Raw genomic sequence first — 25,324 nt, forward strand, 5'->3', positions numbered from 1 at the left:
GGCAAAACGGTGAGCGGTACTTACTTGCGTTTGGCAGACTTGGGACCGGCATTGCCTCGACTAGCCTTCTTCGCTGATGCGGGCTTAGCCGACGGCTCCGGGGCTTGCTCCCGGCCCAGGTAGCGGTAAAGCATCACGCAGCTGAAGGAAAGCATAAACAGCCAATAATTGTCGCGCAGCGCGTTTTTGTCGTTCTGCAGTACGGTTTGGTACGTGCCGATAACAAACGTTACCACCGCAAAAGAAAACAAGACGGTACGGCCCAACGACCGGTCGAAACGGAATGGCATGGCTTATTTCTGGTCGGGTTGCTGCACGGTAAAAATGCCTGTGGGCTTGAGAATTTTATACCGCGAAAATTCCTGATTGGCTTCCAGGCCAAACCCCGTCAGTACTTCCGTATCGGTTTCTACCCGCACGGCGGTTTCCTTGGCCGTGAAGATGGTACCCTTCTGCCGGTTGAAGAACAGCTCCTCGGTATTCAGCTGCTGGTGCTTTTCCTCGTTGCGCACCTTCACCTTACCGCGCACCGTGAAGAGGTTCTGGTTCTTGTCGTACTTGCCGTAGTTGCCTTCGAGGGTATTGATGACGCGGGCGCCGTTGTCGCCGTAGAAGGTAATCTTCAGGGTTTTGGGAAACACCATGTCCCCGCTCTCAAACTGCTGCTGCAGGGGCGCCGTGAGCTTGGCCTGCAGCTTGGCCGAGTCGCTGAAGATCATGAGCACATTGTTGCTCTCCACCAGGGGCCCAGTGTACACGGTTTTCTGCGTCAGATCTTCCTGCTTGGCTTCACACCCGGCCAGTAGCCCGGTGAGCACCATGCCTAATCCTGCAACCCACCCTGTGTACCCTATTTTCATTGCTGTTGCTATTCCAGGCGGCGCTTGATAAACCAGCGGTTGTTGAGCGAGAAGCCTAGTTGAGCCCGCACGTACCGTTCCTGAATCACGCCGCCCTGAGGCAGTTCGCTGTTGGCGTCTTTGTTACCGCGTATGCCCACTGTAAATCCCAGGTTCACGCCCGCCGATTCCAAGGGCGAGGAGGTTGGTACGGGCAGCGTGAAGCCCCAGCTTAGGGCCCGGTCGTAGAGCACCTGGCCGGCCGGGCGGTAAGGCATCTGCTCCACGCTCACGCCCAGACGGTACGTGATGCGCTTAAAGTAGCTGTCCACGGAGGCGGGGTCGGGGGTGATTTCGCCGCCCGAGGCTACCCGGAATGTATTGTGCAAAGGCGTGGCGTTGAAGGTGCTGAAGTTGGTAAACTCGCTCCACTTCGAGTGGCCCGCATCCAGTGAAACTGACCAGGTTTTGTTGTTGTCCAAAGACAACCCAAACTGGGCCGTAGCGGGCAGGGTAGCGTAGCCCTTCTGGCCCGACAGCACCGCGTTGCTTTCAATGGCCCGGCCTTCGATATCCTCGCGCAGCAGCGTTTGGTCGTGGGTGCCGTCCAGCTTGGAGGAGAAGGCGTAGGTGCCGCCGGCGTTCAGATTGAGTTTTTCGTTTAGCGGAACGCGGTAGTGGGCCCCCAGCCGAAAGGTGAAGTCGGAATAATACAGATGGTCGTTTATCACGGTGGTGGTAGCATTTTCCACGCCCCCCTCCTCGGTATAGAGCGTCGACTTGGCTTCGTGGTCGATGCTGCCGAAGGTGTACGCCGAGGTCAGCCCCAGCGTCAGGCCCTTGGCTACCTGCACCCCCTGCGCCAGGTACACCTGGGTGAGGCCGCCTTTGCCTTCGTACTGCTTAATAGAGCGGAGCTCATCTTCTCCTGGCACCGCTTCCGTCAGCTGGTTGGAGTAGTCGACGGAGCTGTAGGGCCGCAGGCCCAATGACAGGGCCCACCGCTTGGAGATGGGCAAGGCCATGCTGATGTAACCCAGGTTCACGCTACCGTCTTTCTGCGAGGCCAGCCGGTTGCTGATTTCCTTGTACTGCCCGGTTACCCCAATCTCAAACGTGGTGCGTGAGGTGTAGTATACCAGCGCCGGGTTCAGGTCGTTGATGTGCTGCCCGTTTGGCGCCGCTAGCCCCACGCCACCCATGCTCTGCTGCCGGATGCCACCCGAGGTAGCCGGCGTATCGCCCAGTCCGAGCCGCGAGTAGGGAGAGTTGCCGAGGCCTTGGCCGAAGCTACGTGGTACAGTGAAAGCGCCCAAAAGCGCCAGGCCCAGCAAGCCGGCAAATGATTTAGTTGACATTATGCACCAGAATTCGGTGAAGCCCGAGCAAAACCAGTTCGGGAAGTACAAAGATGCGGCCTTTCAGCCGGGGTTCAAAAAAAGGGGCGTCGCCCCCCGTCAGTACGACTGCCAGCCCGGAGTATCGGGCCCGGTACTCCGCCATGAGGCCATTCACCTCCGCCGCCGCGCCATTGAGCACCCCACTTTCGATGGCGCTACGGGTGTCGGTACCTGTGAGGGGTACCGGCGCCGTTACCTCGCTGGGCACTGCCAGTAACGGCAGACGGCCCGTAAACGTGTGCAAGGCCCGGAAGCGCAACTGTAGGCCCGGCGCAATACTGCCGCCCTGGAAGGAAGACCCATCGGTCACCAGGTCGCACTTAATGGCCGTGCCCGCATCCACAATCAGGACATGCTGCCCCGGGAAACGGGTAGCGGCGCCCACTGCGGCGGCCAAACGGTCGGCCCCCAGTGTGGCGGGCGTGGCGTAAGCATTGTGCAGCGGCACCGGCGTGGTGGCCGGGTCGAAGCCAATTACCTTTCCCTGCGTGAGGGGCTGTAGCTGGCTTTGCCAATCGGCCACGGGTTGCGCCGCCACGGTAGCCACGATGATGTGCCGGGGCCGGAGCCGCTTGGCCGCCGCTACCACTTGCTCCGGAGAAAGGCCTGCGGCATGTTCTACCAACTCGCCATTCACAAAGCACCCCAGCTTGCTGGAAGTATTGCCAATGTCGAGAGTGAGGTAGCACATGCCGCAGGAGTTACTCATAGGAGCCTGCCAAAGCAGGGGGCGTTGCTTGCTACATGAAATATTTCAGGCGAATGACTTCCTTCTCGTTCAGGAAGCGCCACTTGCCCCGGGGCAGGTCTTTCTTGGTTAGGCCGGCGTACTGCACCCGGTCCAGGGTCACCACTTCGTAGCCCAGGTGCTCGAAGATGCGGCGCACAATGCGGTTGCGGCCGATGTGCAGCTCCACGCCCACAAAATGCGCGTTGCCGGCTACTACTGCCACGTCATCCACCTCAGCCTTGCCATCTTCCAGCTCCAGCCCTGCCGTGATTTGACGCAGGTGGTCTTCGGTCAGCGGCTTGTTTAGCTCAACCTGGTAGATCTTCTTGTTCTTGTGCGAAGGGTGCGACAGTTTCTGCGCTACTTCTCCATCGTTGGTGAAGAGCAGTAGCCCGGTGGTGTTCCGGTCGAGGCGGCCTACGGGGAAGATACGCTCCTTCGAGGCATTGGCGACCAGTTCCATCACGGTGCGGCGGCCTTCGGGGTCCTCCGTGGTCGTGATAAAGTCCTTGGGCTTGTTCAGCAGCACGTACACCAGCTTCTCACGGTTCAGGTTGGTCTTGCCGTACTGCACGGTATCAGTGGGCTGCACTTTGTAGCCCATTTCCGTTACTACCTCTCCGTTCACCCGAATTTCACCGGCGGCAATCAGGGAGTCGGCTTCCCGGCGGGAGCAGATTCCGGCGTTGGCAATGTAGCGGTTCAGGCGGGTCAGCTCGGTATCGGGCTCTTCGTCGCGCCGGCGCTTGTTGCCGCGGCTTTTGTCTTCCTCGTAGTAGCGCAGGTTCTTGTAGTCGGGGGCTTCGCCCGCTACTTCGCCCCGCTTGCGCTTACCGGCCTGGTTCGAGTCGATATCCCGACCCGTGTGCTTGTTGACAGTGCGCTCCGGCCGCTCGCCATATGCCCGGCCCTCGCGCTTGTCAGCCCCGAAGGAGCCGGGGCGGCTGGTCCGCTTCTCGCCGAAGCTGCCGCCACCAAAACCCGTTTCGCGGCGGGCGCCAAACCCACCGGGCTTCCGGTCGCGGCTGCCTGCTTCTTCACGCGGGGCGCGGTAGTCGCGTGGCCCCGACTCCGGGCGTTGGACAGGCCGGTCAGCATCGAGGTTTTCGGGCCGACCACGGTAGTCAAACTGACGGGCTGGGCGTACTTCCCGGTCGCCGCTTACCTGCCGCTCCTCGCGTGCAGGTGCCGGAGCCGATGGCCGGAATTCAGTATCTGGTCTTGGTCCGCGGGGATCCTGCTTGACAAACTTACGGTTCCGCTCGCCGGGCATACCCCGGGGCACAGCCGGCCGGCCCTCCTGACGGTAGGGCTGGCCTCCCCAGGTTTCCCTGGGCTCGAAGGCGCGCACGGGACGCTCCTCACGGGGGCGCTCATCGCGGCGGCTGTCGGGCCGGAAGCCGCGCCGGTCATCGTTGCCGCCAAAGCGCGGCTGGCCGTAGTCACCACCACGGGCACTGCCGCCACGGGAAGAAAAGCCGCCGGACTGACCAAATTTCTTTGGGCCACCGTAGCCACCGCTGGCTGGCTGGCGAGGACCATCGAAGCTCTGACCGCCGGGGCGGCCGTAAGCCGGCCGGTCGGTGCCAAAGCTCCGGCGTCCTTCTTCCCCACCGCTGTTGAAGCGCGGAGCCGAGTTGCCGCGCTCATCGCGGCTGCGGCCCGGGCCGTTGAATTTGCGAGGGCCATCGGGGCGGCCACCATCGGCGGGGCGGCCCTGGGGGGCGCGTCCGCGGCGGCCCGGTGTATCGTCGGAGAAATGTTTCTTGCCCATACTGGTAGGCTTGCGTGCCGTATCGCTACGGTACTGGGTTAAAAAGGAAATATAAACGCAGCGTTGGCCTAAACCAAGCGGAGTAGAAAACAGTGCCCGAACCAGCAACCTGCCCCAAGGGAGCCGGCTGAGAGTCCGGGCACTACAAGGTGTGGGCTACGATTAGTCGCGGCGGGCCAGCTTAGCTTCGATGGAATGCTGGGTGTGGGGCACAGCGCGCAGCCGCTCTTTCGGAATCAGCTTACCGGTCCCGATGCAAACGCCGTAGGTGCCATTCTTGATGCGCACCAGCGCGTTTTCCAGCTGCTGGATAAACTTCATCTGGCGAGAGGCCAGCTGGTTCAGGCTTTCCTTCTCCGCCGTGTCGGCACCGTCTTCCAGCACCTTCGACGAAGAAGCCGTGTTGTCGGTACCTGAGTCATTCTTGCGGCTCAGGGTTTCTTTGATGAACGCTACTTCCTTGCGGGCAGCCGTCAGCTTATCCTGGATGATTACCTCAAACTCGGCCAGATCTTCCCTGGAATAGCGTAGGGTTTCTTCACTCATGGGTAACAGGGAATTGAAATATGAAGGGGTTTAGCAAAGCACTATACGGACGCTCATTTGCTGGCTCCGAAACAGTAAGTCGCAAAAATTAGTTTGCCACTTCTTTCGTCTTCAGCCTGGCGGCTCTGGCACGGCACGTCGTTTCCGGCCGCAAAGCTACGGCTTTGTCCGGATTTGCCCTACACCCCGCGCCTGGTGGGAGTTGCTAGCACTCAGAAGCCTAGCATCTGAATGGCCGTTACGGCGGCTTCTACGCCTTTATTGCCGTGCTTGCCCCCGGCCCGGTCCCAGGCTTGCTCTTCAGTATTGGTGGTTACCAACCCAAAAATGACGGGCTTGTTGAATTTCAGGCCTACGTTGGTTAGCCCCTGGGCTACGGCGTGGCAGATATAGTCGTCGTGCTTGGTTTCGCCTTTGATAACGACGCCCAAGCAGATTACGGCATCAATTTCCTCGTGCTGGGCCAGCAGCTGCGCGCCTAGCGTCAGCTCGAAGCTTCCGGGCACAGTATTGCGAAAGACATTCTCTGGCTTGGCGCCGTGCTGCAATAGCGTTTCGTAGGCGCCCTGACTGAGCACGTCGGTAATGGCGCGGTTCCACTCGGCTACGACCAAACCAAACTTCTTTTCGCTGATGTCAATAAACTGCGCAGCGGAGTAGTCGCTGAGATTTTTGAGGGCGGTTGCCATATGAACGTGGTATGAGTGAGAAAGCAGCCGGAGGCTTCATCAGCAAAGGTAAGCGCCGATGGTTTGGTCCTTAGCGGAATATGCCCCAAAACAAAAGGTGGCCTTGGGGGCCACCTTTTGTTTTGCTTGGTTTAGAAGTTTGGCTATTTGCCCGCCAGCCCTTCTGCCCGGCCTTTATACTGCTTGGCATCGTTGGCCTCAGCGGCGGCCGGGTATTCATTCAGAATCCGGTCGTAGGCTTTAATGGCGCCTTCGTAGTCTTTGGCCAGTTCCCGAGCCGTGGCTTCCTTGAGCAGGTAGCTCGGCGTGAAGTACTCATTGCTCTTGTGGTCGGCGGCTTTCTGGTACAGGTCGGCGGCTTCTTTCGTCTTGCCGAGCTCCAGGTTGGCATCACCCAACAAGGCGTAGGCACGGGCCTGCAACAGCAAGTCATCGGAGCTGAAGTCTTCCAGGTAATCGGCGGCTTGCTGGTACTTGCCCGCTTTCAGCGAGGCTACGCCAGCGTAGAAGTTAGCCAGGTTGCCCGCTTTCGTGCCGTTGTAGTCGTTAGCTACAGCTTCCAGCCCACGGTACTGCCCGTCGCCTTTCAGCGCTTTGTTGAGCGAGTCAGCTTCCCAGTAGGTTACTGCCTGGAAGAGCTCCGCCTGCGCTTTCTCATCCTGCTTGCCCCGCCAGATATACCAGCCAAATCCCCCTACCACTGCCAGCACCACTACCGTCAGCAAGCCCAAGAGGATATTCTTGTTGCGACGAAGAAAGTCCTCGGAGTTGGCAAGGCGAGCCGCCAGAGCATCTGGGTCCTCGAGCAGAGGATGCTCGGGCACGAACTCTTGCTGGGCCGGCTGGTTAGGGTCAGCTGGCACCGGGGTTTGCTGCGGGCGATTCAGCGGGCTGTTTCGCGTGTAGGGAATCTTAGACATTAGGTAAGTTCAAAAATAGCGACGAGCTGCGGGTTGAGGCCGGGCAGGTTAGTCGTGAATGTAGGGGTAATCCTGCTGCACGTACACGTCTTTGTACAGCTCATCGGCCGTGGGGAACGGCGAGTTCTCAGCAAACTCTACCGACTCCAGCACCTGCGCCTTGATCTTCTCGTCGATGGCCGCCAGATCTTCTTCCGAGGCCATATTGTGGGTCAGGATAGTATGGCGTACGGCCTCAATGGCGTCGCGGGAGCGGTAGTCTTCCAGCTCCTCTTTGGTGCGGTACTTGGCCGGGTCACTCATGGAGTGGCCTTTGTAACGGTAGGTTTTAAACTCCAGGAACGTGGGGCCTTCCCCGGCCCGGGCGCGTTCGGCGGCGCGGGCCACGGCGTTGTGCACGTCCTCCACGCTCATGGCATTCACGGGCTCGGCGGGCATATCGTAGCTCTCCCCCATCGTGTACAACTCAGTCACGTTCGAGGTCCGCTGTACGGAGGTGCCCATGGCGTAACCATTGTTTTCTACCACGAAGATGACGGGCAGCTTCCACAGCATGGCCATGTTGAAGGCCTCGTGCAGGGCGCCCTGGCGCACGGCGCCGTCGCCCATGTAGCAGATGCAGAGGTTGCCGGTTTTGTTGTACTTCTCAGCAAAGGCAATGCCCGCGCCCATGGGAACCTGGGCTCCCACGATGCCGTGGCCGCCAATGAAGTTCACCTCCTTATCGAACATGTGCATGGAGCCACCTTTGCCTTTCGAGCAGCCCGTGGCCTTGGCATACAGCTCGGCCATGATGGCGTTCGGCGACGTACCTAAGGCCAGCGGGTGCGCGTGGTCTCGGTAAGCGGTTATCCACTTGTCGTCCTTCGTCAGGGCCGATACAGCGCCGGCTACGCAGGCTTCCTGGCCAATATAGAGGTGGCAGAAGCCTTTGATCTTTTGCTGGCCGTAGAGCTGGCCAGCCTTTTCTTCGAACTTGCGCATGAGCTGCATTTGCTCATACCAGCGCAGGTAGGTTTCCTTCGGGAATTCCGGCTGAGCCGGAGTGGTTGCTTTGGGCGCGCCGGTGGCTGCTGCCGCTTCGCCGTTTGCGATGGGCAGTACCGGGTCGGGCTGCTTCACGGTTTCGGTAGCTGTGCCTTTGGCGGCAGCTTTGGGGGCCGACGTTTTTTTCGTCGAATTGGAAGCCTTCTGAGCACCCTTTACTTTCGTCTCCGCCATCTTGCTTTCGGTTGTTCGCGTTTGGGATGCGAAAGTACGTAAAAGGATTTCAATTCCGAACCCAAGCATGATACTACATAGCCTCCACTTACTCTTCTTCAAAAACTACGAAGAAGCCAATCTGAGCTTCTCCCCCACATCAACTGCTTTGTGGGCGACAACGGAAGTGGTAAGACCAACCTACTGGATGCTATTCACTACTTATCACTCACCAAAAGCGCATTTACTTCTGCCGATGCCCAGAGCATTCGGCAGGGAGAAGAGTTCTTCGTGGTGAAGGGCCGTTTCGAGGCTCCTGATCAGAAGCCCGAAACAATCCAATGCAGTTTGCGCCTGGGTCAGAAAAAGGTAGTCACCCACAACAAGCAGGCTTACGAACGGGTGTCCGACCATATCGGCCGCTACCCCGTGGTGCTTATCTCGCCTTACGACACGGACCTTATCCGGCAGGGCAGCGAGGAAAGGCGCAAGTACTTCGACAGCCTCATTTCCCAGCTCGACCACGAGTATCTGGAAAACCTCATTCGCTACTCGCACGCCTTGAAGCAGCGCAATTCCTTGCTCAAGCTGGCAGCTGAGCGGCAAGCCGGCTACGATCGGGAATACCTGCTGGTGTTGGATGATCAGTTGGCCCCCCTGGGCGAGCAGTTGGTAGCGCGTCGACAGGAGTTTCTCACGGAGTTTGAGCCCGTCTTCCAGCGGCACTACGAGCAGCTAGCCGACTCCCGGGAGCAGGTGACGCTAACCTATAAGAGCGAACTGCCCGGTACCGATTTCCTCAAGCTCCTTCGCCTGCAGGAGCGCCGGGACCTCAGCCTGCAGCGCACCACCCTTGGCCCTCACCGCGACGACTTCACTTTCCTGATGGACGAGCGGGCGGTGAAGGCGTACGGCTCCCAGGGCCAGCAGAAGTCTTTTGCCATTGCCCTTAAGCTGGCCCAGTTTGAGGTCTTGGCTCAGCGCAAGCAGCACAAGCCCCTACTCCTGCTCGACGACATCTTCGACCGGCTCGACGAGAAGCGCATTACCCGCCTGATGCAGCTGGTAGCCAACCACACCTTCGGGCAGATTTTTCTAACCGATACCCACCTTGAGCGCACCGACCGGGTACTCGCTTCCCTCTCGGATGATATCCGTCGTTTTCGGGTTGAATCGGGAACGGTGCAACCGCTTTAGCTGCTTTGTCGCCTACCTTTGCCTACTCCCCTGCGCCCCACACTTTCGCGCGTTAATAAAGGCAATGGCATTTAAAAAACCTTACAATTCCGAGAATTCCCGTCAGTCGGATATCGTTCCGCTCAAGGATGGAATTGCTGCTTTGCTGCGGGCTTACCGCCTGCAGGGTAAGCTAGATGAGGTAACGGTGGTTGCTAGCTGGGAGCGGGTAATGGGCAAGGCTGTAGCCATGAAAACCCAGCAGGTATACGTTAGCAACAGTAAACTCTTCGTGCGGCTCTCCTCGGCCCCACTCAAGCATGAGCTTTTCATGGCTAAGACCCAGGTGCTGGCTAACCTGAATGCTGAGGTAGGCTCCGAGGTCATCAAAGAGGTTATCTTCCTTTAGCCCTTCCCCCTTCTTTGTTCTTCCTTCTTCCTGTTGCCTTAACGAGGCAGACCGCCAATGGCTGCGGTGCCTTGGGCACTTAGGTATGCCTGTGTTTGAAGCCAACTCGTCAGGACTGGCTTCAGACACAGGCATAGCCAGGCTCATAGCATTTAACTGCTTGCTGAAGCCAGGACGACTCTTAGCTTGGCTGCTACCGACGACTGTGCTCTGCTAGTTAGGCCTAGCTACCGTCACCATCACCCTGGATTTTACCCTGGGGTTGGCACGTAGCCAAGGCGGCAACGCTCCTTGTCTAACAGATGCAAATTCTGCTCGGCATCCAACCGGGTTCTGGCATTATCAAATTCCAGGCGGTACTGCTCTTTTACTTCCCGGCGTTTAATGGCCTCCATAAACCGGCGCGTGTCTTCCGGCGTTTCGAGCAGGAGGCCGGGCACCGGCGCGGGCTGGCCTTCGTCATTCTTCGCCACCATGGTAAAGTAGCTGGTATTGGTATGCTTTACCAAGCCCGTGCGCACGTCCTCGGCTATGACCTTTATGCCTACCAGTAGGGAAGTACGGCCCACGTAGTTTACCGAGGCCAGCAGGGAGACCAGCTCCCCCACTTCTACCGGCTGCAAGAAGTTTACCCCATCCACACTCACGGTAACACAGTAGGCACCGGCGTGCTTAGATGCTGCAGCGTACGCCACCTTATCCATCAAGGAAAGCAGGATGCCGCCGTGAATTTTTCCACCGAAATTCGCGTACGCCGGTATCATCAGCTCGGTGAGGGTAACGCGGGAATAGGCCACTGGCCGGTAGTCAAGCTGAGGAGTTGAGGCTGTCATTCTAGGGAGGATTTTTGCAGAAAAGTGGCCCCACTTGTCGGTGTCTTGCCAATACTTACAAGCCTGTCTTGTAGTCAGTGTTTAATTGAGGCTGTAACAATTTTCACCTTAACTGAAACCCTGGGCACGCTACTGACGGCGAACAAAAATGTTTCACGTGGAACACTTTTGTTCACTTCGGTCCATACACTTTCAGCAAAAGCTCATTGTACGCTTCGAGCAGGGCAATATACTTCTGCTGCAGGGCCAGAAGCTGTTTAGCAGGATCAGAATCAGCAGATTGTGTAACAGCCTGACGATGTGTTACAGGCTTATCAAGTGTAATATTACTGTTTGTAACATTATGTGTAACTGTAAAAGGCAACGAAGCTTGTTGCACGACTGTAAAATCGTTCGAAAAATCATGAGAAATTATTTCACCGACGCGCTTTACGAAAGCGTAATCAAGTGTTTCATCTTTGAATTTACGATAGATAGTAGGACGTGTAATACCCAATTCGTCCACGATACGGGTAATCGAAATTCCGCTGTTTTTAATGGCTTCCTGCAGTATTTCGCCCTGATGCGGCATAAACAGAGTCGTAAGATTGATACAAAGTGTAAAGATGATGAATGTGTTTCAGCAATACAAGTAATAGTAACAGATGAAATACCATAAGATACATTTTATGATACACATGAAATAGTACACACATTACGTTACAGTGTAAATTATTAATGGTTTTACATTTTACACAGCGTAATACGTAACGCTGAGCGCCGTAAACTCTTTACGACTTGTGATACAAAGGCCCGGAGTAACCCTCCAAAGCGTACATAGGGGTACGAATGGCCTACCGTTAGCAAAACCTACTAATGACTAGCCAAGAGAAAACGGTCCGGATAATCCGTTGTAATGCCCGCCGGATGAAATGCCAATAGGCGGTGGAAGTCGGGGTACTCATTCACCGTCCAGGGAACAAGCTGTATACCGAGCTCATTCAGGTCTGTTACAAGCTCAGAAGACACCAAGGGGAAGTTGGGGCCATACACAGTGGGTACAAAGCCTAGCTCCTGCAGGTGGTCAGCATGCGGCTGCTTGTCTTCAACGAGCAAGCATACAGCCATACCCGGAAGCAGCTGATGCGCCAGCTGCAGAATGCGTTTGTCGAAACACAACAAAGTTGTGCGAGCAAGTACCTGCAGGGCCTGCAGCTCACGCACAACCAAGTCGAGGAACTGCCGGGGCGGGGGTTGGAAATGCCCCTCCCCCGCCGGCTCACTTTTCAGCTCCACGCTAAAGCGCACCAGCGGCCTACCTAACGCCAGCGACAAACGGTCTACATCCTGAATTACTTCCCGCAGCAGGGGCTTGTAGGCCGGCACGCTTTGCTGCGCCGGGAAGGCTGGGTGCCGGGTTGAGCCGCAGTCGTAGCGGCGAATCTCGGGGTAGGATAGCGCATATAGATTGTGTTGCAGCTGCTCGTCCGGGGCAATCGGCTGGCCAGCCGGCGTACGACAGATAGCTGACGACATCCACGGCTCGTGCGAAACCACTACTTGGCTATCGGCGGAAATAACAACATCAAGCTCTAGTACCTCAACGCCGAGCGTAACCGCGTGCCGAAAAGCCGGCAGCGTGTTTTCGGGGTAGAGCCCCCGGCACCCGCGGTGGCCATGGATAACTGGGAAAACCGATGAATTGAGCATATATTTTCGCCCCTTGGTGAGGTCAGAAAGCAAGAGCCGGTTCTTTTACAGAGGCCTTTACGAAGTATACGCACACGCTAACTATTCACTCTACTCGTACTACGCAGATGAAGAAAATCGTAATAGCCCTGGTGTTGGCCGGCGTACTGATCGGCGGCTACCTCTACTACCGCCATGTGGTGGGCAGCCCCGAATACTCCCTGATGCAGGCGGCCAAAGCTGCGCAGAGCCACGATGCCACCACCTTTGCCCGCTACGTGGATGTGGAGAGTGTAACGGGCAGTTTAGTAGACCAGATAACTACCCAAGGCTCGGTACTGGGTGTGCTCAATCCAGGAGGACTGGCTATGAAGGGCGCCCTCGGGCTGATAAAGCCGCAGCTCACGAAAGCCGCCCGGCGCGAAGTGGAGCAGTACATTGCTACCGGCTCGCTGGAAGCAGCAGCCCCTAAGCACGCAGTAAACGTTTCGATCCTGGGGTTGGCCGGCAAAGTAGTCAGCCCCGACAGCAAGTTCAAAGGTCTCAAGTATAGCCGGGAAGAAGGCGAGCAGGCATTCTTGGGGCTGGAATTCACGCAGCCGCGCTACGATACCACGGTAGTTGTGGAGGTGAAGATGCGCAACCAAGGCGACTATTGGCAGGCTACTGAAATCACCAACACTGGGGAAATTCTGAAGCACGTTGCCCGCATGGAGAAGAGCAAGCTGCTTAGCCGTTGAAGGCAGGAAAGAGGGGTAACCAAAAAAAGGCCCAGCACCAAAACGGTACTGGGCCTTTCTTATGCGGTCAGTGGATTCTTATTTTCGACCTGAGAAGAGGAAGTAAATGATAGAACCACCAAAAGGGAAGAACCAAATGATGGCCCCCCAAAGAAGCTTCTTACCCAAAGACCAGTCTTGTTTAAACAGACTGATAACGGCGGCTACGGCTAATAACAGGTAAACCACCCCAAAGATGGTTAGTGAGCCATCTGAACGGCGGCCAGAGCAGCTGCTGAGGACCGTGGATAGAGTAAGGAAAAGAGAGAAGGACAGTAAGGACCAACGTTGGGTCAAGGTTGCTAGTCTGTTCATGGGAGTAGAGAGAAAAGGGTGAATGGCCCTTTCTACGCCGCATTTACCGGAATGGATATAGCGAACAGTCTATAATTTATATAATATTCTGATTTACAGTACATTACTTAAATACTCAAGTACTTTTTGCACAAATTCTGCGGCAGCCGAGGGAGCGAGCAACAAAGAAAAGACTACTCCAAATAGCGCGCCGTAGAAGTGCGCGTCGTGGTTGATGTTGTCGCCCTGCTGACGGCCCATGTAGTAGGAATACGCGAGGTAAAGCAACCCAAACACAAAGGGCTGGATCGGAATGGGCAACGGAAAGATGTAGATACCGCCCCCGGATTCTGCCACGGGTGAAAACAACACGCTGGCAAATACCACCGCCGACACTCCACCCGAAGCGCCCAGGCTGGAGTAGCCGGGGTTGTTGCGGTGGCGCAGGAATGTAGGAATATCCGATACGATAATAGCCCCCAGGTACAGAAGCAAAAAGCACCAGGTTCCGCCCGCCAGCCCATAGCGGCTGGCGTACTCCTGCTGCACCATGGGGCTGAAGGAATAGAAGGCAAAAAGGTTGAAAAAGAGGTGGGCGAAGTTGGCGTGCAGAAAGCCCGAGGTGATAAACCGGTACCACTGCCGTTTGCGCTCCACCAGAAAGGGAGTGAAAATCCAGCTTTCCAGCAAGCTGCGGTTCGACCAGGCATAGACCGAAATACCGGCCGTCAGCGCAATCAGGATAAGCGCCGGATTAAGAAAAGGCATAAGCCAAGAGGTTAGGTAACAAAGCAGGCCGAATCGATACGAACCTAGCTCTCGCGCTCCAGCAGCTGCAAAGCCAACTGGTGCAGCGGTTTTTTGCGCGTTTCGGGGGCCACCACGCGCTCCAGCAGCTGCAAAGCATCCAGGAAATACTCGTTGATGAGCTGCTCCGTCTGCGGGCGTATTTCGAGCTCATCATACACGGCGCGCACGGCCTGCACCTTGGCTTCGGCATCGGGCACGGGCTGGCCGATGTGCTGGGCCAATACAGCGCGCTGGGCGGCGTTGGCCTGGGCCTGGGCGGTAAGCAGCAGGTAGGTCTTCTTATCACTGACGATGTCGCCGCCCACGCGCTTGCCGAAGGTGGCTGCGTCGCCGTACACGTCGAGCAGATCGTCGCGCAGCTGGAATGCTAGGCCGATGCCTACGCCAAACTGGCGCAGGTGGTCGGCATCCTCGCGGGAGGCGCCGCCCAGCAAAGCGCCCAGCTCCAGGGCAAAGCCCAATAGCACGGCCGTCTTCAGCCGAATCATGTCGAGGTACTGCGCAATGCTGACCTCGGTTTCCGTTTCGAAGTTCATATCCCACTGCTGGCCTTCGCACACCTCGGCGGCCGTTTGGGAAAAGCGGCGCAGCACGTGGGCCAGCAGCTCGGGACGGATATCGAACAGCAGCTCGTAGGCCCGCACCAGCATCACGTCACCTGAGAGAATAGCCACATTGGGGTTCCACTTCTCGTGCACGGTAGCCTGGCCGCGGCGCAGGGGCGCCTGGTCCATCAGGTCGTCGTGGAGCAAAGTGAAGTTATGGAAGACCTCCGTAGCCAGCGCGGGCTTCACTATGGCGTCGAGGTCGTCGGTGAAGAGGTGGGCGCCAAGCAGGGTAAGTAGGGGCCGGATGCGCTTCCCGCCCAGGCCCATGATGTAGCGGATGGGCTCGTAGAGGCTGGTAGGCTGGTCGCCGTAGCGCAGTTCGGCGAGGCCGGCAGAAAGTTTATTGGTGAAGTAAGACAGGTCCACGGAAAAAGGTCGAGGTTCGGACAGGCAAGGTACGGCGGCGCAAGCGAAGCAGCGGAAGCCAATCAACAGCAAACACCAAAGCAGGGTTATGCACTACCGCGGGCATAGGCACGTTATCCTCGTCTCATTCTCTACTGCTATGCTTGCCCGCCTATTCTTCAGTATCTGCCTCCTTCTTTTCACGGCTCAGGCCATTTATGCTCAAAACTCCTACAACCAGTGGGAGGCCAGCAAGCCTGCACCAGTAGCTAAGCCCGCTCTGGATAGGGCACCCACCAAAAAAGCACAGCGGGACACCACTTCTAGTCCAAGCTTCACAACCTCTGATGGGAAACTACTGCATGTGCAGTGTCTGCCCAGCTTCGCAGGCGGCCAGGAGGCCCTAGACGAGCTACTGAGAAAGAAAATCAAACGACCCAGCGGCCCGCGCCAGCGGGGTACAGTTCAAGTCAGCTTTGTAGTCCTGACCACCGGAGGGGTAAGCAATGTACATATCAAGCCCGGCAACGGCCTTGCCCCTGCCTATGATGCCGCCCTGATCAGCGCCATCAATAGCCTGCCGGCAGCCTTCCAGCCAGGAGGCTGTAATGGCAATGCCCGGGCTATGGAAATAACTATTCCCTACACGTTTCGGTAAACCAGAATACGCCTAAGAAAAAAGTCCTTGCTGTATGATACAGCAAGGACTTTTTTCTTAGGCAGGTACTTTGTGCATTACTCAGGCCGGATTGATTCCCTAGCCACGAATAACAGCATTTCTTACCGGCGGCGGTTGCCGCCACCGCCCGACTTCCCGCCGGGCCGGCCGCCTTTGCTGCTACGCTCGGGGCGGTAGCCGCGGCGGCTCTGGCGTTCCTCCTGCTCGCGGCGCTTCACCGAATCGGGGCGGTTATCTACCAGCTCGAAGTCGATGGTACGGTCGAGTAGGTTGGCGGCTTTCACCACCACCTGCAGCTCGTCGCCGAACTGGATGATGCGCTTGGTGTGCTGACCTACGAGGCGGTAGTTGTCCTTGTCAAGCTCGTAGAAGTCGCCGGGGATGTCGGCTATGCGCACCATGCCCTCGCACTTGTTTTCCTCGATTTCCACGTACACGCCCCAGTCGGTGAGGCCCGATACCACGCCGGTGAACTGCTCGCCCACGCGGTCCTGCAGGAACTCTACTTGCTTGTACTTGATGCTGGCGCGCTCGGCATTGGCGGCCAGCTTCTCGCGCTCGGAGGAGTGCTTGCACTCTTCCTCAATGGGCTCCACTTCCACGTTCTTGCCGCCTTCCAGGTAGTGCTCCAGCAGGCGGTGCGCCATCATGTCGGGGTAGCGCCGGATGGGCGAGGTAAAGTGCGAGTAGTGCTCAAAGGCCAGACCAAAGTGGCCGCGCGGGTCGGTGGTGTACGTGGCCTTGGCCATGGTCCGGATAGCCAGCGTCTGGATGACGTTCTGCTCGGGCCGGCCCACCACTTCACTGCTCAAATCGTTGAGCTCGGCACTCAGCTTTTTGGGGTTGGAAAGGTCGAGCTGGTGGCCAAACTTCTGAGCAAAGAGGGCAAAGTTCTGCAGGCGCTCCTCGTCGGGGGCGTCGTGCACCCGGTAGACCATGGTGTAGCGCGGCTTGCGGTTCTTGAGCTTGAACACGAACTCGGCCACCTTGCGGTTGGCCAGCAGCATGAACTCCTCAATCATCTTGTGCGCGTCCTTGCGCTCCTTCACGTACACACCCAGCGGCTTGCCGTCGGCGTCGAGCTTGAACTTCACTTCCTGGGTTTCGAAGCTAATGGCGCCCTGCTTGAAGCGCTGGGCGCAGAGCTTCTTGGCAATGGAGTTCATCAGCTGGATTTCGGCCGTGTAGTCAGCTTCCAACCCTTCGATGCGCTCCTGGGCATCTTCGTAGGCGAAGCGGCGGTCGGAGTGGATGATGGTTTTGCCAAACCAGGAGTTGTAGAGCTTGCCGTTCTCGTCCAGCTCGAACACGGCCGAGAAGGTAAGCTTGTCCTCGTTGGGGCGCAGGGAGCAGAGGCCGTTGGAAAGGCGCTCCGGCAGCATCGGAATCACGCGGTCTACCAGGTACACGGAGGTAGCGCGGTAGCGGGCTTCCTTTTCCAGGGCCATACCGGGCCGCACATAGTGCGTTACGTCAGCAATGTGCACGCCAATTTCCCAATGCCCGTTTTCGAGCTTCTGAATCGACAGGGCATCGTCGAAGTCCTTGGCATCGACGGGGTCGATGGTGAAGGTGGTGATGTGGCGGAAGTCGCGGCGGCGCTCAATCTCGCCGGCCGGTATTTCCAGCGGAATGCTTTCCGACTCCGCTTCTACCTCGGCCGGAAACTCAAACGGCAGCCCAAACTCGGCCATGATGGCGTTGATTTCGGCTTCGTTCTCGCCGGCCTGACCGAAGCTGCGTGCTACCTCGCCCACGGGCTGGCGGCCGGCATCATGCTCCGGAAACTCGGTGATGCGCACCAGCACCTTCTCGCCGTGGTTGGCGCCGTGCAGGTTCTCGAAGGGCACGAACACGTCGAAGTACAGCTTGCGGTTGTCGGGCTTCACGAAGCCAATGCCACCTTTCAGGTAGAGGCGCCCCACAATCTCGGGGCGCACCCGGTTGAGGACTTCCACCACGTCGCCCACGGGGCGGCCGTCGCGGGAGCCGCGCAGGCGCAGGCGCACGGTGTCGCCGTGCATGGCAAACTTCAGCCGGTCGGTGAACACGCGCACATCCTGCTCGCTTTCCTCGGAGATGATGAAGGCGTACTTGTCGGTAGCCAGGGCCACGGTGCCGGTGATGGTGTCGCCCCCTTCGGAGCGGCCAGCGCGGCGCGGGGTGGTGGGCGCATCGGCGTCGGGAAAATCAAACCCGGCTTCGCGGCGACGGTGTACCACCGGGTCCTGCCCTACCAGCTCGGCGGGTCGGCCACCGCGGTTGACGGCGGCGAATGGCTCCCGGTCATTTTTGCGGGTTTTGCGGCCGCTGGCGGGCTCCGTAGCGGCTTGCGCGGTACTGGCATCGGTCAGGCGGTAGTCGTCGTTCTGCAGCAGGGTAAGCTGGCCGGATTTCTTCAGGCTCTTGAGGTGCGCAAACACGTCTTCGCGCTGCTCCTTGGTGGCCACGCCCAGGCGGCGGGAAAGCTGACGGTAGGATAAAACTTTGCCCGGGTTGTCGCGGAACACGCGAAACACGAGGTCTTTGGAAATGGGAGTGGCTTGGTCGCCACGGGCTGCCTTCGCGCGGGAGGCGCGGGGGGCGGCGGATTCGTCTTTTTCTTTCATGTAGAAAACGGGCCGCCAGTGGGTGTCTTTTTCGTAGGCGGCGGGGTTAAGTAAAATAGAAAGCGGCCGGATCAGGTGCTTTCCGGGGTGAAATTTGCAAGCCGTGTTACGGGCTTTGCAGGGATACTACGGAATATAGCGGGCAATAACTATTGCCGATCAAAAAATAGCCGGTTACCGTTGCGTTATGGCGGCCGAAGCGCGGTAGATGGGCCGCCGTTATCTGAGGTCTAAACGCACTTGCCGACGGAAAAGTGCCGAGTGTTTTTGTGCGAAGAGAATTAATAAACTGTCATGCTGAGCGGAGTCGAAGCATCTCTACCGCTTCACCGGCATCATTCAACGAAGCAGTAGAGATGCTTCGACTCCGCTCAGCATGACGGTCGACTATTGACATGAGCCTATTTAACCGCTACGCCCGGCTGGCAACGGCGGCCCGGATGTCGGCGGGGGTGTCTTTGGGAATGGCGGCCAGCAGCTGGCGGGTGTACTCGTGCCGGGGGTTGGCGTAGACTTCGGCGGCGGGGCCACTTTCCACGATCTGCCCCTGGCGCATTACTAGTAGCCGGTCGCTCATGAAGCGGGCTACCGACAGGTCGTGGGTGATAAAGAGGTAGGTGATGCCGAACTCGCGCTTGAGGTCGTTGAGCAGGTTGAGCACCTGGGCCTGCACCGATACGTCGAGCGCCGACACGGACTCGTCGCAGATGATGCACTTGGGCTGCAGCGCCAGGGCGCGGGCAATGCAGATGCGCTGGCGCTGGCCCCCGCTGAACTCGTGGGGATAGCGCAGGTAGTGCTCCTCCTTCAGGCCCACGGTGCGCAGCAGTTCCAGCACCCGGGCTTTCTGCTCCTGCTTGGTGCCGCCCACACCATGCACGCGCATAGGCTCCAGAATGGCCTCGCCTACGGTCATCATCGGGTTGAGGGCCGCGTAGGGGTCTTGAAACACCATCTGAAACTCCCGGCGGCGGCGGCGCAGCTGTTCGGCCGGCAGCTTGGCCAGGTCTACGCCTTCAAACAGAATGCTGCCCGAAGTCGGCTCCACCAGCCGCAGAATGGTGCGGCCCAAGGTGGTCTTGCCGCATCCCGACTCCCCTACCAGCCCTACTGTCTCGCCCGGATAAATATCGAAGCTTACTCCATCCACGGCCCGCACAAACTCCGGCTTGCGGTTGAAGAAGCCTTTGCGAATGGGAAAATGGACGTTGAGGTTTTGGATGCTTAAAAGGGGGCCTTGGGGGCTTGGGGGCTTGGGGGCTTGGTTAGTCGATACCTTGCTGGAAGTAGAACCGGAAGCTGTTTCGGCAGTAGGGGCTGGCAACAAAGTTTCTAGTCCGGCTTCCAGCGGCAACAGCTGACCCGATTCCAGCCCAGGAGCATTTTCTAATCCAAAAGCATGGTCTTCGAAGCGTGAAACAGCATGTTCCACGGGAAACGTTTTGGCGGTGTCAGGGCCATTTTGAGAGGCTGCGGCTGAGCTATCAGCTGGGTAGCCCTCAGCTACTTGCGCCGCCGTGGTTTCAGTGCTAATGAAGCTACCATCGGCGGTTTCCTGCATGAAATCGGCCACTACGGGAAGTTTTTTGCGCCCCACCGAAAGTTTTGGGCGGCAGGCCAGCAGTCCTTTGGTGTAGGGATGCTGGGGATTGGTGAAGATGTCGAGCACGGGCCCCTGCTCTACCACCCGGCCCCGGTACATAACCAGGATGCGGTCGGCTATTTCGGCTACTACGCCCAGGTCGTGGGTGATGAAGATGACGGCGGTGTGGTGCTGGCGGCGCAGGTCGTCGATGAGGCGGAGCATGCGGGCCTGCACCGTCACGTCAAGGGCCGTGGTAGGCTCGTCGGCAATGAGGATGGCGGGGTTACAGGCCATAGCCATGGCTATCATCACGCGCTGCTTCTGGCCACCGCTGATTTCGTGCGGGTAGCTTTTGAAGATCTTCTCCGGGCGCGGGAGCTGGGCCATGGTAAACAGCTCCACGGTGCGGGCCTCGGCCTCCTTTTCCGTGAGCGGGGTGTGCAGGCGCAGGGCCTCCACCACCTGGTGCCCGCAGGTATACACCGGGTTCAGGGACGTCATTGGCTCCTGAAATATCATGCCGATGTCGTTGCCGCGGACCTTCTGGAGCTGCTCCTCGGGTAGTTTCAGTAGGTCTACTTCCCCCAGCGCCTCACTCTGAAACCGAGCCACGCCGCTCACAATCTGGCCGGGCGGTAGCGGAATCAGCCCCATCAAAGCCAACGACGTTACCGATTTGCCCGAGCCCGATTCGCCCACAATGGCCAGCGTTTCGCCCCGCCGCAGGTCAAAGGAAATATCCGCCACGGCTCGCGTGTTGCCGCGGTGGCTCTGAAAATCGATGGTGAGGTTGCGGACGGAAAGCAGGGGCTGAGACATAGCAGATAGACAGACAAGTATGTAAAGATACACTACACTTCCTCCTGTCATCCTGAGCGCAACGAAGGACCTTTTCACGCGTGAACAACGCCGTCCAGTTGCTATCAAGGCACAATAAGGTCCTTCGCTGCGCTCAGGATAACAGGTAAAATAGTAAGCAAAAAGGCCCGCTAGAGCTATCCAGCGGGCCTTTTACCAGGTAGTCAAACGGACCTATCGTACATCAGTAGCCCCGGCATCGTGGCGGGCTTGGGCGGCGGCTACGTCGTCGGCGGCCAGCGGGTGGCTGTCATCCTGCTGGCTGAAAAACTTGCTTTGAAAGAGCAGAATGCAGGCCACGCCCACGAAGATGGCCGAATCGGCAATGTTGAAAATAGGCCACAGCGACAGATGCGTGCCGCCCACCAGCGGCCAGGAAGCGGGTAGGAAGCCTTCGTAGATGTCCACGTACAACATGTCGATTACCTGCCCATGAAACCACGGTGTAGGGGCATTAAACGGCGCATTGTTGTAGAGGATGCCGTAGAAGATAGAATCGATGACGTTGCCCAAAGCGCCGCCCAAAATCATGGCTACGCACACCAGCAGGCCTTTAGGCGCCTGCTGTTTCCAGAGGCGGTAGATGTAGTAGGCAATGCCCGTTACGGCCACCAGACGGAAGCTGGTCAGCAGGATCTTGCCGTAGGGCGGCGGCAATTCTACCCCGAAGGCCATGCCTGGGTTCAGCGTGTAGTGCAGCTTGAACCAGTCGCCGAGCAGCGGGATTTCGCCCGCCACCCCCAGGGGCATGTAGCGGTGCACAGCCCACTTCGACAGCTGATCAATGACGATGACCAGCAGCGCCACGAGGTAGTATTTCCAGTATTTCATTCGGTAGAAGTGAGAGGTTAGAAGTGAGACTTCGCCCTGACGCTCTGTCAGACTCGGAACCTCTCCCCTCTCGTAGCACAAAGTGACGAAGAATTTTAGACTTTCCGGCCGGCGACACCTCACTCTGCTTCGGAGCCCCGGTATATATTTTTCGGGCCTTTTGTGCCCTTTTTAACTGATGCGGCGGCCTGCCAGAAAGCTTTGTGCGCCGGTGTGCCAACCGACCTTTTCACGGAATCGGTTGGCACCTGACGCTTAGCTGTTTGCGACTTCCAGCTGCACGGGCACGTTGTACTCGTCGAATTCGAGCACCGAGCCACCGCTGATTTCCGGGGCGAAATTCAGGGCCAGCGCCTGCACTTCTTCCCGGATATAGTCGCCGAACGACTGCACGGCGGCTTCCAGCTCGGGCTGCTGCTGCAGCGTCACGCGGATTTTGTCCTGCACTTCCAGGCCGCTGTCTTTGCGCAGGTTCTGGAGGCGGTTCACCAACTCGCGGGCCACACCTTCCTGGCGCAGCTCGTCGGTCAAAGTCACATCGAGGGCCACGGTGAGGGGGCCGTCGGTGGCTACCAACCAGCCGGGCAAGTCCTGGGTGCGGATTTCCACGTCGTCGGGGACCAGGGTGTAGGCTTCCCCTTCGATTTCCACCGCCAGCTGGCCAGTCTTTTCGAGGGTGCTGATTTCCTCGGCCGTCATCTGCTGAATGCGGGCTCCTACGGCTTTCAGCTTGGCCCCGTACTGCTGGCCAAGGCGCTTGAAGTTGGGCTTCACCGACTTCACGAGCACCCCGCTGGTATCGTCGAGGAACTCCACGTGCTTCACGTTTACCTCGGCACAGATCAGGTCTTCTACTTTGCCTACCTGCTCCCGGGTGGTGTCGTTGAACACTGGCACCAGAATGCGCTGCAATGGCTGGCGCACCTTCAGCACCGACTTCTTGCGCATGGAGTGCGTGAGGGAAGAAATGCGCTGGGCTAGCTCCATCCGCTCTTCCAGGGCTTTGTCGATGCGGCTTTCATCGGCCTGCACCAGCAGCGTGAGGTGCACCGATTCGGGGGCCAGGGGCGTATTCTTAGCCACTGCCTCCTCGCGCATGCCGTCCGTCATGTTTTTGTAGAGCCACTCGGCGAAGAAGGGCGCAATGGGGGCCATGAGCTGGGCCACCACCACTAGGCATTCCTGCAGGGTTTCGTAGGCCGCCTTCTTATCAGCGGTCAGCTCCCCCTTCCAGAAACGGCGACGCGAGAGGCGCACGTGCCAGTTGGAAAGCTGGTCGGTGACGAAGTCCTGGATGGCGCGGGCCGCCTTGGTGGGGTCGTAGCCATCATAGTAGCCGCGCACTTCGAGGATAAGCGACTGGAGCTTGCTCAGAATCCAGCGGTCCAGCTCGCTCAGCTCGGCGTGCGGCACCCGGTCGAACTCACGGGCCTGGAAGCCGTCGAGGTTGGCGTAGAGGGCGTAGAACGAGTACGTGTTGAAGAGCGTGCCGAAGAAGCGGCGCTGCACCTCCGTGATGCCGTTCAGGTCGAATTTGAGGTTGTCCCAGGGCTGGGCGTTGGCAATCATGTACCAGCGCGTGGCGTCGGGGCCGAACTGGCTGATGGTCGTGAACGGGTCGATGGCGTTGCCGAGGCGCTTGCTCATCTTGTTGCCGTTCTTGTCGAGCACTAGGCCATTGGCCATTACATTTTTGTAGGCCACCGAGTCCTCCAGCATCACCGCCAGGGCGTGCAGGGTGAAGAACCAGCCCCGGGTTTGGTCCACGCCTTCGGCAATGAAATCAGCGGGGAAATTCTTCTCGAACTGCGCCTTGTTTTCCAGCGGATAGTGCCACTGGGCATAGGGCATGGCGCCGCTGTCGAACCACACGTCGATGAGGTCGGTTTCGCGGTACATGGGCTGGCCGCTGGGCGACACGAGGAACACATCATCCACGTAGGGACGGTGCAAATCCTTCATTTCCCCGGTAGCAATGGGGTTGTGCGTCATCACCTCGGCGGCTACAGCCTTGTCGATTTCGGCGCTCAACTCGGCAATAGAGCCGATGCAGATTTCCTCCGTGCCATCCTGGGTGCGCCAAATGGGCAGCGGCGTGCCCCAGTAGCGGGAGCGGCTCAAGTTCCAGTCGACCAGGTTTTCCAGCCAGTTGCCGAAGCGGCCGGTGCCAGTGGTAACAGGTTGCCAGTTGATGGTCTTGTTGAGCTCGATGAGCCGGTCCTTCACCGCCGTGGTCTTGATAAACCAGGAGTCGAGCGGGTAGTACAGCACGGGCTTATCGGTGCGCCAGCAGTGCGGGTAGGTGTGCTCGTACTTCTCTACTTTGAAGGCCGTGCCGTCGCCTTTCATGCGGATGGCAATGCTTTCGTCGAGGGTTTTGTAGTCGGCTCCGCTCTGGTCGTGGCCATCGTAGTTTTTCACCCAGCGCCCGCCGAATTCGCCCATCTGGGTTACGTAGCGGCCGGTGCGGTCTACCACAGGGCCGATTTTTCCCTGGTCGTCGGTTACCAGCAGCGCGGGAATGTCATTCTGCTGGGCCACGCGGAAGTCATCGGCGCCAAACGTGGGCGAGATGTGCACGATGCCCGTACCGTCTTCGGTGGTCACGAAGTCGCCGGGAATTACGCGGAAGGCGCGTTCCTCTCCTTCAAACGCCGGGAAGCCTTTATCCTGCCCGAACAGCCGCTCGTAATTGATGCCCACGAGGTCAACCCCGGTGAATTCGGCTTCTATTTCCCAAGGAATCTGCCTTTCTAGACTTCCCCAATCTGAGTACGTTGGCAGAATAGGCTTGCCATTTTCAGTAAATTCAGAGAAGTAGCTCTTTAACCTCGCTTTCGCTAAAACGACCCGGATATACTGTTTGGTGTAAGGATTAATAGTGCGTACAAGAACGTAAGGAATGTTCTTGCCAACAGCCAAAGCAGTGTTGGCTGGTAGTGTCCAAGGTGTTGTAGTCCAAGCCAGAATGAATACGTCAGTATTCTCGATTAACCAAGATGGACCACCAAACAGCTTCTCCGACTTCTCGTCCCGCTTTACCTTGAACTGGGCCACGATGGTCGTGTCCTTCACGTCGCGGTAGGTGCCGGGCTGGTTGAGCTCGTGTGACGACAGGCCGGTGCCGGCGGCCGGGGAGTAGGGCTGGATGGTGTAACCTTTGTAGAGGTAGCCTTTGTCGTAGAGCTTCTTGAGCAGGGCCCAGCAGCTTTCGATGTACTCGGGTTCGAAGGTGATGTAGGGGTCATCGAGGTCCACCCAATAGCCCATTTTCTCGGTGAGGTCGTCCCACTGGGCCTTGAAGCGCATCACGGTTTCGCGGCAGCGCTGGTTGTATTCCTCGATGCTGATTTTCTTGCCGATATCCTCCTTGGTGATGCCCAGCTCCTTCTCCACCTGCAGCTCAATGGGCAGGCCATGGGTATCCCAGCCGCCTTTGCGGTTTACTTGCTTGCCCAACAGCGTCTGGTAGCGGCAGAAGATGTCCTTCACCGTCCGGGCCATCACGTGGTGGATGCCGGGGGCGCCGTTGGCCGAGGGCGGGCCCTCATAGAACACGAAGGTGGGCTGCCCTTCGCGGGAGCTCACGCTTTTCTCAAAGATGCCGTTCTGCTTCCACCACGCCAGGATATCGGTACCAACCTGGCCATAGTTGAGCGGCTGCTTGTATTCGGGGTAGTTCATTATGGGAGTGCGTTGTATCAGGACATCATGCTGAGCGAAGTCGAAGCATGACAATTAA

At 58.2% G+C, this 25,324-nt stretch carries 23 protein-coding genes; 4 read left to right on the plus strand and 19 right to left on the minus strand.

What is annotated here, in order from left to right; genetic code table 11:
- Window positions 1–20 precede the first annotated feature (20 nt).
- The 9 genes from HER32_RS10185 to pdhA all read right to left on the minus strand — a co-directional run bounded on the left by HER32_RS10185 (window position 21) and on the right by pdhA (window position 8,119).
- Entirely contained in the window at window positions 21–290 is a 270-nt protein-coding gene (locus HER32_RS10185) for a hypothetical protein (RefSeq protein ID WP_149070314.1), read from the minus strand.
- Between the two features lie 3 nt (window positions 291–293).
- A complete protein-coding gene (gene lptC / locus HER32_RS10190; protein WP_168681794.1) occupies window positions 294–821 on the minus strand; it encodes an LPS export ABC transporter periplasmic protein LptC in 528 nt (175 codons plus the stop codon).
- Between the two features lie 47 nt (window positions 822–868).
- Window positions 869–2,197 carry a hypothetical protein gene (locus HER32_RS10195; RefSeq protein ID WP_168681795.1) on the minus strand — a complete coding sequence of 443 codons (1,329 nt, stop codon included), beginning with the start codon at window positions 2,195–2,197 and terminating at the stop codon, window positions 869–871.
- Window positions 2,187–2,948: a type III pantothenate kinase gene (locus HER32_RS10200; RefSeq protein ID WP_168681796.1), complete on the minus strand. Its 762-nt coding sequence runs from the start codon at window positions 2,946–2,948 to the stop codon at window positions 2,187–2,189. The genes HER32_RS10195 and HER32_RS10200 overlap by 11 nt, the downstream gene beginning before the upstream one ends.
- A gap of 31 nt (window positions 2,949–2,979) precedes the next feature.
- Window positions 2,980–4,743, minus strand: a complete 1,764-nt coding sequence (locus HER32_RS10205) for a pseudouridine synthase (protein ID WP_168681797.1) — start codon at window positions 4,741–4,743, stop codon at window positions 2,980–2,982.
- A gap of 162 nt (window positions 4,744–4,905) precedes the next feature.
- A complete protein-coding gene (locus HER32_RS10210) occupies window positions 4,906–5,289 on the minus strand; it encodes a TraR/DksA family transcriptional regulator (protein ID WP_149070309.1) in 384 nt (127 codons plus the stop codon).
- Window positions 5,290–5,501: 212 nt separating this feature from the next.
- The gene (gene ribH / locus HER32_RS10215; protein WP_149070308.1) at window positions 5,502–5,978 is read right to left on the minus strand and encodes a 6,7-dimethyl-8-ribityllumazine synthase; all 477 of its coding nucleotides are present in this window, start codon (window positions 5,976–5,978) and stop codon (window positions 5,502–5,504) included.
- 143 nt (window positions 5,979–6,121) lie between these two features.
- Complete coding sequence (locus tag HER32_RS10220; RefSeq protein WP_149070307.1) at window positions 6,122–6,898, minus strand: tetratricopeptide repeat protein; 777 nt, start codon at window positions 6,896–6,898, stop codon at window positions 6,122–6,124.
- 48 nt (window positions 6,899–6,946) lie between these two features.
- Window positions 6,947–8,119 (minus strand): pyruvate dehydrogenase (acetyl-transferring) E1 component subunit alpha, encoded by a 1,173-nt coding sequence (gene pdhA / locus HER32_RS10225; protein ID WP_149070306.1) that lies wholly within the window; start codon window positions 8,117–8,119, stop codon window positions 6,947–6,949.
- A 150-nt stretch (window positions 8,120–8,269) separates the two neighbouring features.
- On the opposite strand from pdhA, the gene recF reads away from it, so the two are divergent.
- Both recF and HER32_RS10235 read left to right on the plus strand, forming a co-directional pair.
- Window positions 8,270–9,295 carry a DNA replication/repair protein RecF gene (recF, locus tag HER32_RS10230; RefSeq protein ID WP_232066224.1) on the plus strand — a complete coding sequence of 342 codons (1,026 nt, stop codon included), beginning with the start codon at window positions 8,270–8,272 and terminating at the stop codon, window positions 9,293–9,295.
- Window positions 9,296–9,359: 64 nt separating this feature from the next.
- On the plus strand, window positions 9,360–9,683 hold the full coding sequence (locus tag HER32_RS10235; protein ID WP_149070304.1) for a DUF721 domain-containing protein: 324 nt from the start codon (window positions 9,360–9,362) through the stop codon (window positions 9,681–9,683).
- Between the two features lie 251 nt (window positions 9,684–9,934).
- Here the strand turns inward: HER32_RS10235 and HER32_RS10240 are convergent, their stop codons facing one another.
- The 3 genes from HER32_RS10240 to HER32_RS10250 all read right to left on the minus strand — a co-directional run bounded on the left by HER32_RS10240 (window position 9,935) and on the right by HER32_RS10250 (window position 12,205).
- Window positions 9,935–10,516: an acyl-CoA thioesterase gene (locus HER32_RS10240; RefSeq protein WP_168681798.1), complete on the minus strand. Its 582-nt coding sequence runs from the start codon at window positions 10,514–10,516 to the stop codon at window positions 9,935–9,937.
- Window positions 10,517–10,688: 172 nt separating this feature from the next.
- Entirely contained in the window at window positions 10,689–11,087 is a 399-nt protein-coding gene (locus tag HER32_RS10245; protein ID WP_149070303.1) for a helix-turn-helix domain-containing protein, read from the minus strand.
- Between the two features lie 281 nt (window positions 11,088–11,368).
- Window positions 11,369–12,205, minus strand: a complete 837-nt coding sequence (locus HER32_RS10250) for a glycerophosphodiester phosphodiesterase family protein (protein WP_168681799.1) — start codon at window positions 12,203–12,205, stop codon at window positions 11,369–11,371.
- 107 nt (window positions 12,206–12,312) lie between these two features.
- Here HER32_RS10250 and HER32_RS10255 point away from each other — a divergent pair, with 107 nt between their 5' ends.
- On the plus strand, window positions 12,313–12,924 hold the full coding sequence (locus HER32_RS10255; protein ID WP_149070301.1) for a DUF2939 domain-containing protein: 612 nt from the start codon (window positions 12,313–12,315) through the stop codon (window positions 12,922–12,924).
- 78 nt (window positions 12,925–13,002) lie between these two features.
- Here HER32_RS10255 and HER32_RS20425 read toward each other — a convergent pair whose 3' ends face one another.
- The 3 genes from HER32_RS20425 to HER32_RS10270 form a co-directional block, all read right to left on the minus strand.
- Complete coding sequence (locus tag HER32_RS20425) at window positions 13,003–13,278, minus strand: PLD nuclease N-terminal domain-containing protein (protein ID WP_149070300.1); 276 nt, start codon at window positions 13,276–13,278, stop codon at window positions 13,003–13,005.
- A gap of 93 nt (window positions 13,279–13,371) precedes the next feature.
- Window positions 13,372–14,025, minus strand: a complete 654-nt coding sequence (locus HER32_RS10265; RefSeq protein WP_149070299.1) for a rhomboid family intramembrane serine protease — start codon at window positions 14,023–14,025, stop codon at window positions 13,372–13,374.
- Window positions 14,026–14,069: 44 nt separating this feature from the next.
- A complete protein-coding gene (locus HER32_RS10270; protein ID WP_168681800.1) occupies window positions 14,070–15,041 on the minus strand; it encodes a polyprenyl synthetase family protein in 972 nt (323 codons plus the stop codon).
- Window positions 15,042–15,180: 139 nt separating this feature from the next.
- Here HER32_RS10270 and HER32_RS10275 point away from each other — a divergent pair, with 139 nt between their 5' ends.
- The gene (locus tag HER32_RS10275) at window positions 15,181–15,678 is read left to right on the plus strand and encodes an energy transducer TonB (RefSeq protein WP_168681801.1); all 498 of its coding nucleotides are present in this window, start codon (window positions 15,181–15,183) and stop codon (window positions 15,676–15,678) included.
- A 122-nt stretch (window positions 15,679–15,800) separates the two neighbouring features.
- Here HER32_RS10275 and rnr read toward each other — a convergent pair whose 3' ends face one another.
- From rnr to ileS, 4 genes are all read right to left on the minus strand, one after another.
- Window positions 15,801–18,308 (minus strand): ribonuclease R, encoded by a 2,508-nt coding sequence (gene rnr, locus HER32_RS10280; protein ID WP_168681802.1) that lies wholly within the window; start codon window positions 18,306–18,308, stop codon window positions 15,801–15,803.
- 412 nt (window positions 18,309–18,720) lie between these two features.
- Window positions 18,721–20,712 carry an ABC transporter ATP-binding protein gene (locus HER32_RS10285; RefSeq protein WP_168681803.1) on the minus strand — a complete coding sequence of 664 codons (1,992 nt, stop codon included), beginning with the start codon at window positions 20,710–20,712 and terminating at the stop codon, window positions 18,721–18,723.
- Between the two features lie 213 nt (window positions 20,713–20,925).
- Complete coding sequence (locus HER32_RS10290) at window positions 20,926–21,582, minus strand: lipoprotein signal peptidase (protein ID WP_168681804.1); 657 nt, start codon at window positions 21,580–21,582, stop codon at window positions 20,926–20,928.
- A gap of 255 nt (window positions 21,583–21,837) precedes the next feature.
- Entirely contained in the window at window positions 21,838–25,266 is a 3,429-nt protein-coding gene (ileS, locus tag HER32_RS10295; RefSeq protein ID WP_168681805.1) for an isoleucine--tRNA ligase, read from the minus strand.
- Window positions 25,267–25,324 lie beyond the last annotated feature (58 nt).

Source organism: Hymenobacter sp. BT18 (assembly GCF_012273015.1).
Lineage (GTDB): Bacteria > Bacteroidota > Bacteroidia > Cytophagales > Hymenobacteraceae > Hymenobacter > Hymenobacter lutimineralis.

What these genes read in the sequence shown, in the direction of transcription:
- HER32_RS10185 (WP_149070314.1), bottom strand. Translation starts at nt 290, where the DNA reads ATGCCATTCCGTTTCGACCGGTCGTTGGGCCGTACCGTCTTGTTTTCT.
- lptC (WP_168681794.1), bottom strand. Translation starts at nt 821, where the DNA reads ATGGTGCTCACCGGGCTACTGGCCGGGTGTGAAGCCAAGCAGGAAGAT.
- HER32_RS10195 (WP_168681795.1), bottom strand. Translation starts at nt 2,197, where the DNA reads ATGTCAACTAAATCATTTGCCGGCTTGCTGGGCCTGGCGCTTTTGGGC.
- HER32_RS10200 (WP_168681796.1), bottom strand. Translation starts at nt 2,948, where the DNA reads ATGAGTAACTCCTGCGGCATGTGCTACCTCACTCTCGACATTGGCAAT.
- HER32_RS10205 (WP_168681797.1), bottom strand. Translation starts at nt 4,743, where the DNA reads ATGGGCAAGAAACATTTCTCCGACGATACACCGGGCCGCCGCGGACGC.
- HER32_RS10210 (WP_149070309.1), bottom strand. Translation starts at nt 5,289, where the DNA reads ATGAGTGAAGAAACCCTACGCTATTCCAGGGAAGATCTGGCCGAGTTT.
- ribH (WP_149070308.1), bottom strand. Translation starts at nt 5,978, where the DNA reads ATGGCAACCGCCCTCAAAAATCTCAGCGACTACTCCGCTGCGCAGTTT.
- HER32_RS10220 (WP_149070307.1), bottom strand. Translation starts at nt 6,898, where the DNA reads ATGTCTAAGATTCCCTACACGCGAAACAGCCCGCTGAATCGCCCGCAG.
- pdhA (WP_149070306.1), bottom strand. Translation starts at nt 8,119, where the DNA reads ATGGCGGAGACGAAAGTAAAGGGTGCTCAGAAGGCTTCCAATTCGACG.
- HER32_RS10235 (WP_149070304.1), top strand. Translation starts at nt 9,360, where the DNA reads ATGGCATTTAAAAAACCTTACAATTCCGAGAATTCCCGTCAGTCGGAT.
- HER32_RS10240 (WP_168681798.1), bottom strand. Translation starts at nt 10,516, where the DNA reads ATGACAGCCTCAACTCCTCAGCTTGACTACCGGCCAGTGGCCTATTCC.
- HER32_RS10245 (WP_149070303.1), bottom strand. Translation starts at nt 11,087, where the DNA reads ATGCCGCATCAGGGCGAAATACTGCAGGAAGCCATTAAAAACAGCGGA.
- HER32_RS10250 (WP_168681799.1), bottom strand. Translation starts at nt 12,205, where the DNA reads ATGCTCAATTCATCGGTTTTCCCAGTTATCCATGGCCACCGCGGGTGC.
- HER32_RS10255 (WP_149070301.1), top strand. Translation starts at nt 12,313, where the DNA reads ATGAAGAAAATCGTAATAGCCCTGGTGTTGGCCGGCGTACTGATCGGC.
- HER32_RS20425 (WP_149070300.1), bottom strand. Translation starts at nt 13,278, where the DNA reads ATGAACAGACTAGCAACCTTGACCCAACGTTGGTCCTTACTGTCCTTC.
- HER32_RS10265 (WP_149070299.1), bottom strand. Translation starts at nt 14,025, where the DNA reads ATGCCTTTTCTTAATCCGGCGCTTATCCTGATTGCGCTGACGGCCGGT.
- HER32_RS10275 (WP_168681801.1), top strand. Translation starts at nt 15,181, where the DNA reads ATGCTTGCCCGCCTATTCTTCAGTATCTGCCTCCTTCTTTTCACGGCT.
- rnr (WP_168681802.1), bottom strand. Translation starts at nt 18,308, where the DNA reads ATGAAAGAAAAAGACGAATCCGCCGCCCCCCGCGCCTCCCGCGCGAAG.
- HER32_RS10285 (WP_168681803.1), bottom strand. Translation starts at nt 20,712, where the DNA reads ATGTCTCAGCCCCTGCTTTCCGTCCGCAACCTCACCATCGATTTTCAG.
- HER32_RS10290 (WP_168681804.1), bottom strand. Translation starts at nt 21,582, where the DNA reads ATGAAATACTGGAAATACTACCTCGTGGCGCTGCTGGTCATCGTCATT.
- ileS (WP_168681805.1), bottom strand. Translation starts at nt 25,266, where the DNA reads ATGAACTACCCCGAATACAAGCAGCCGCTCAACTATGGCCAGGTTGGT.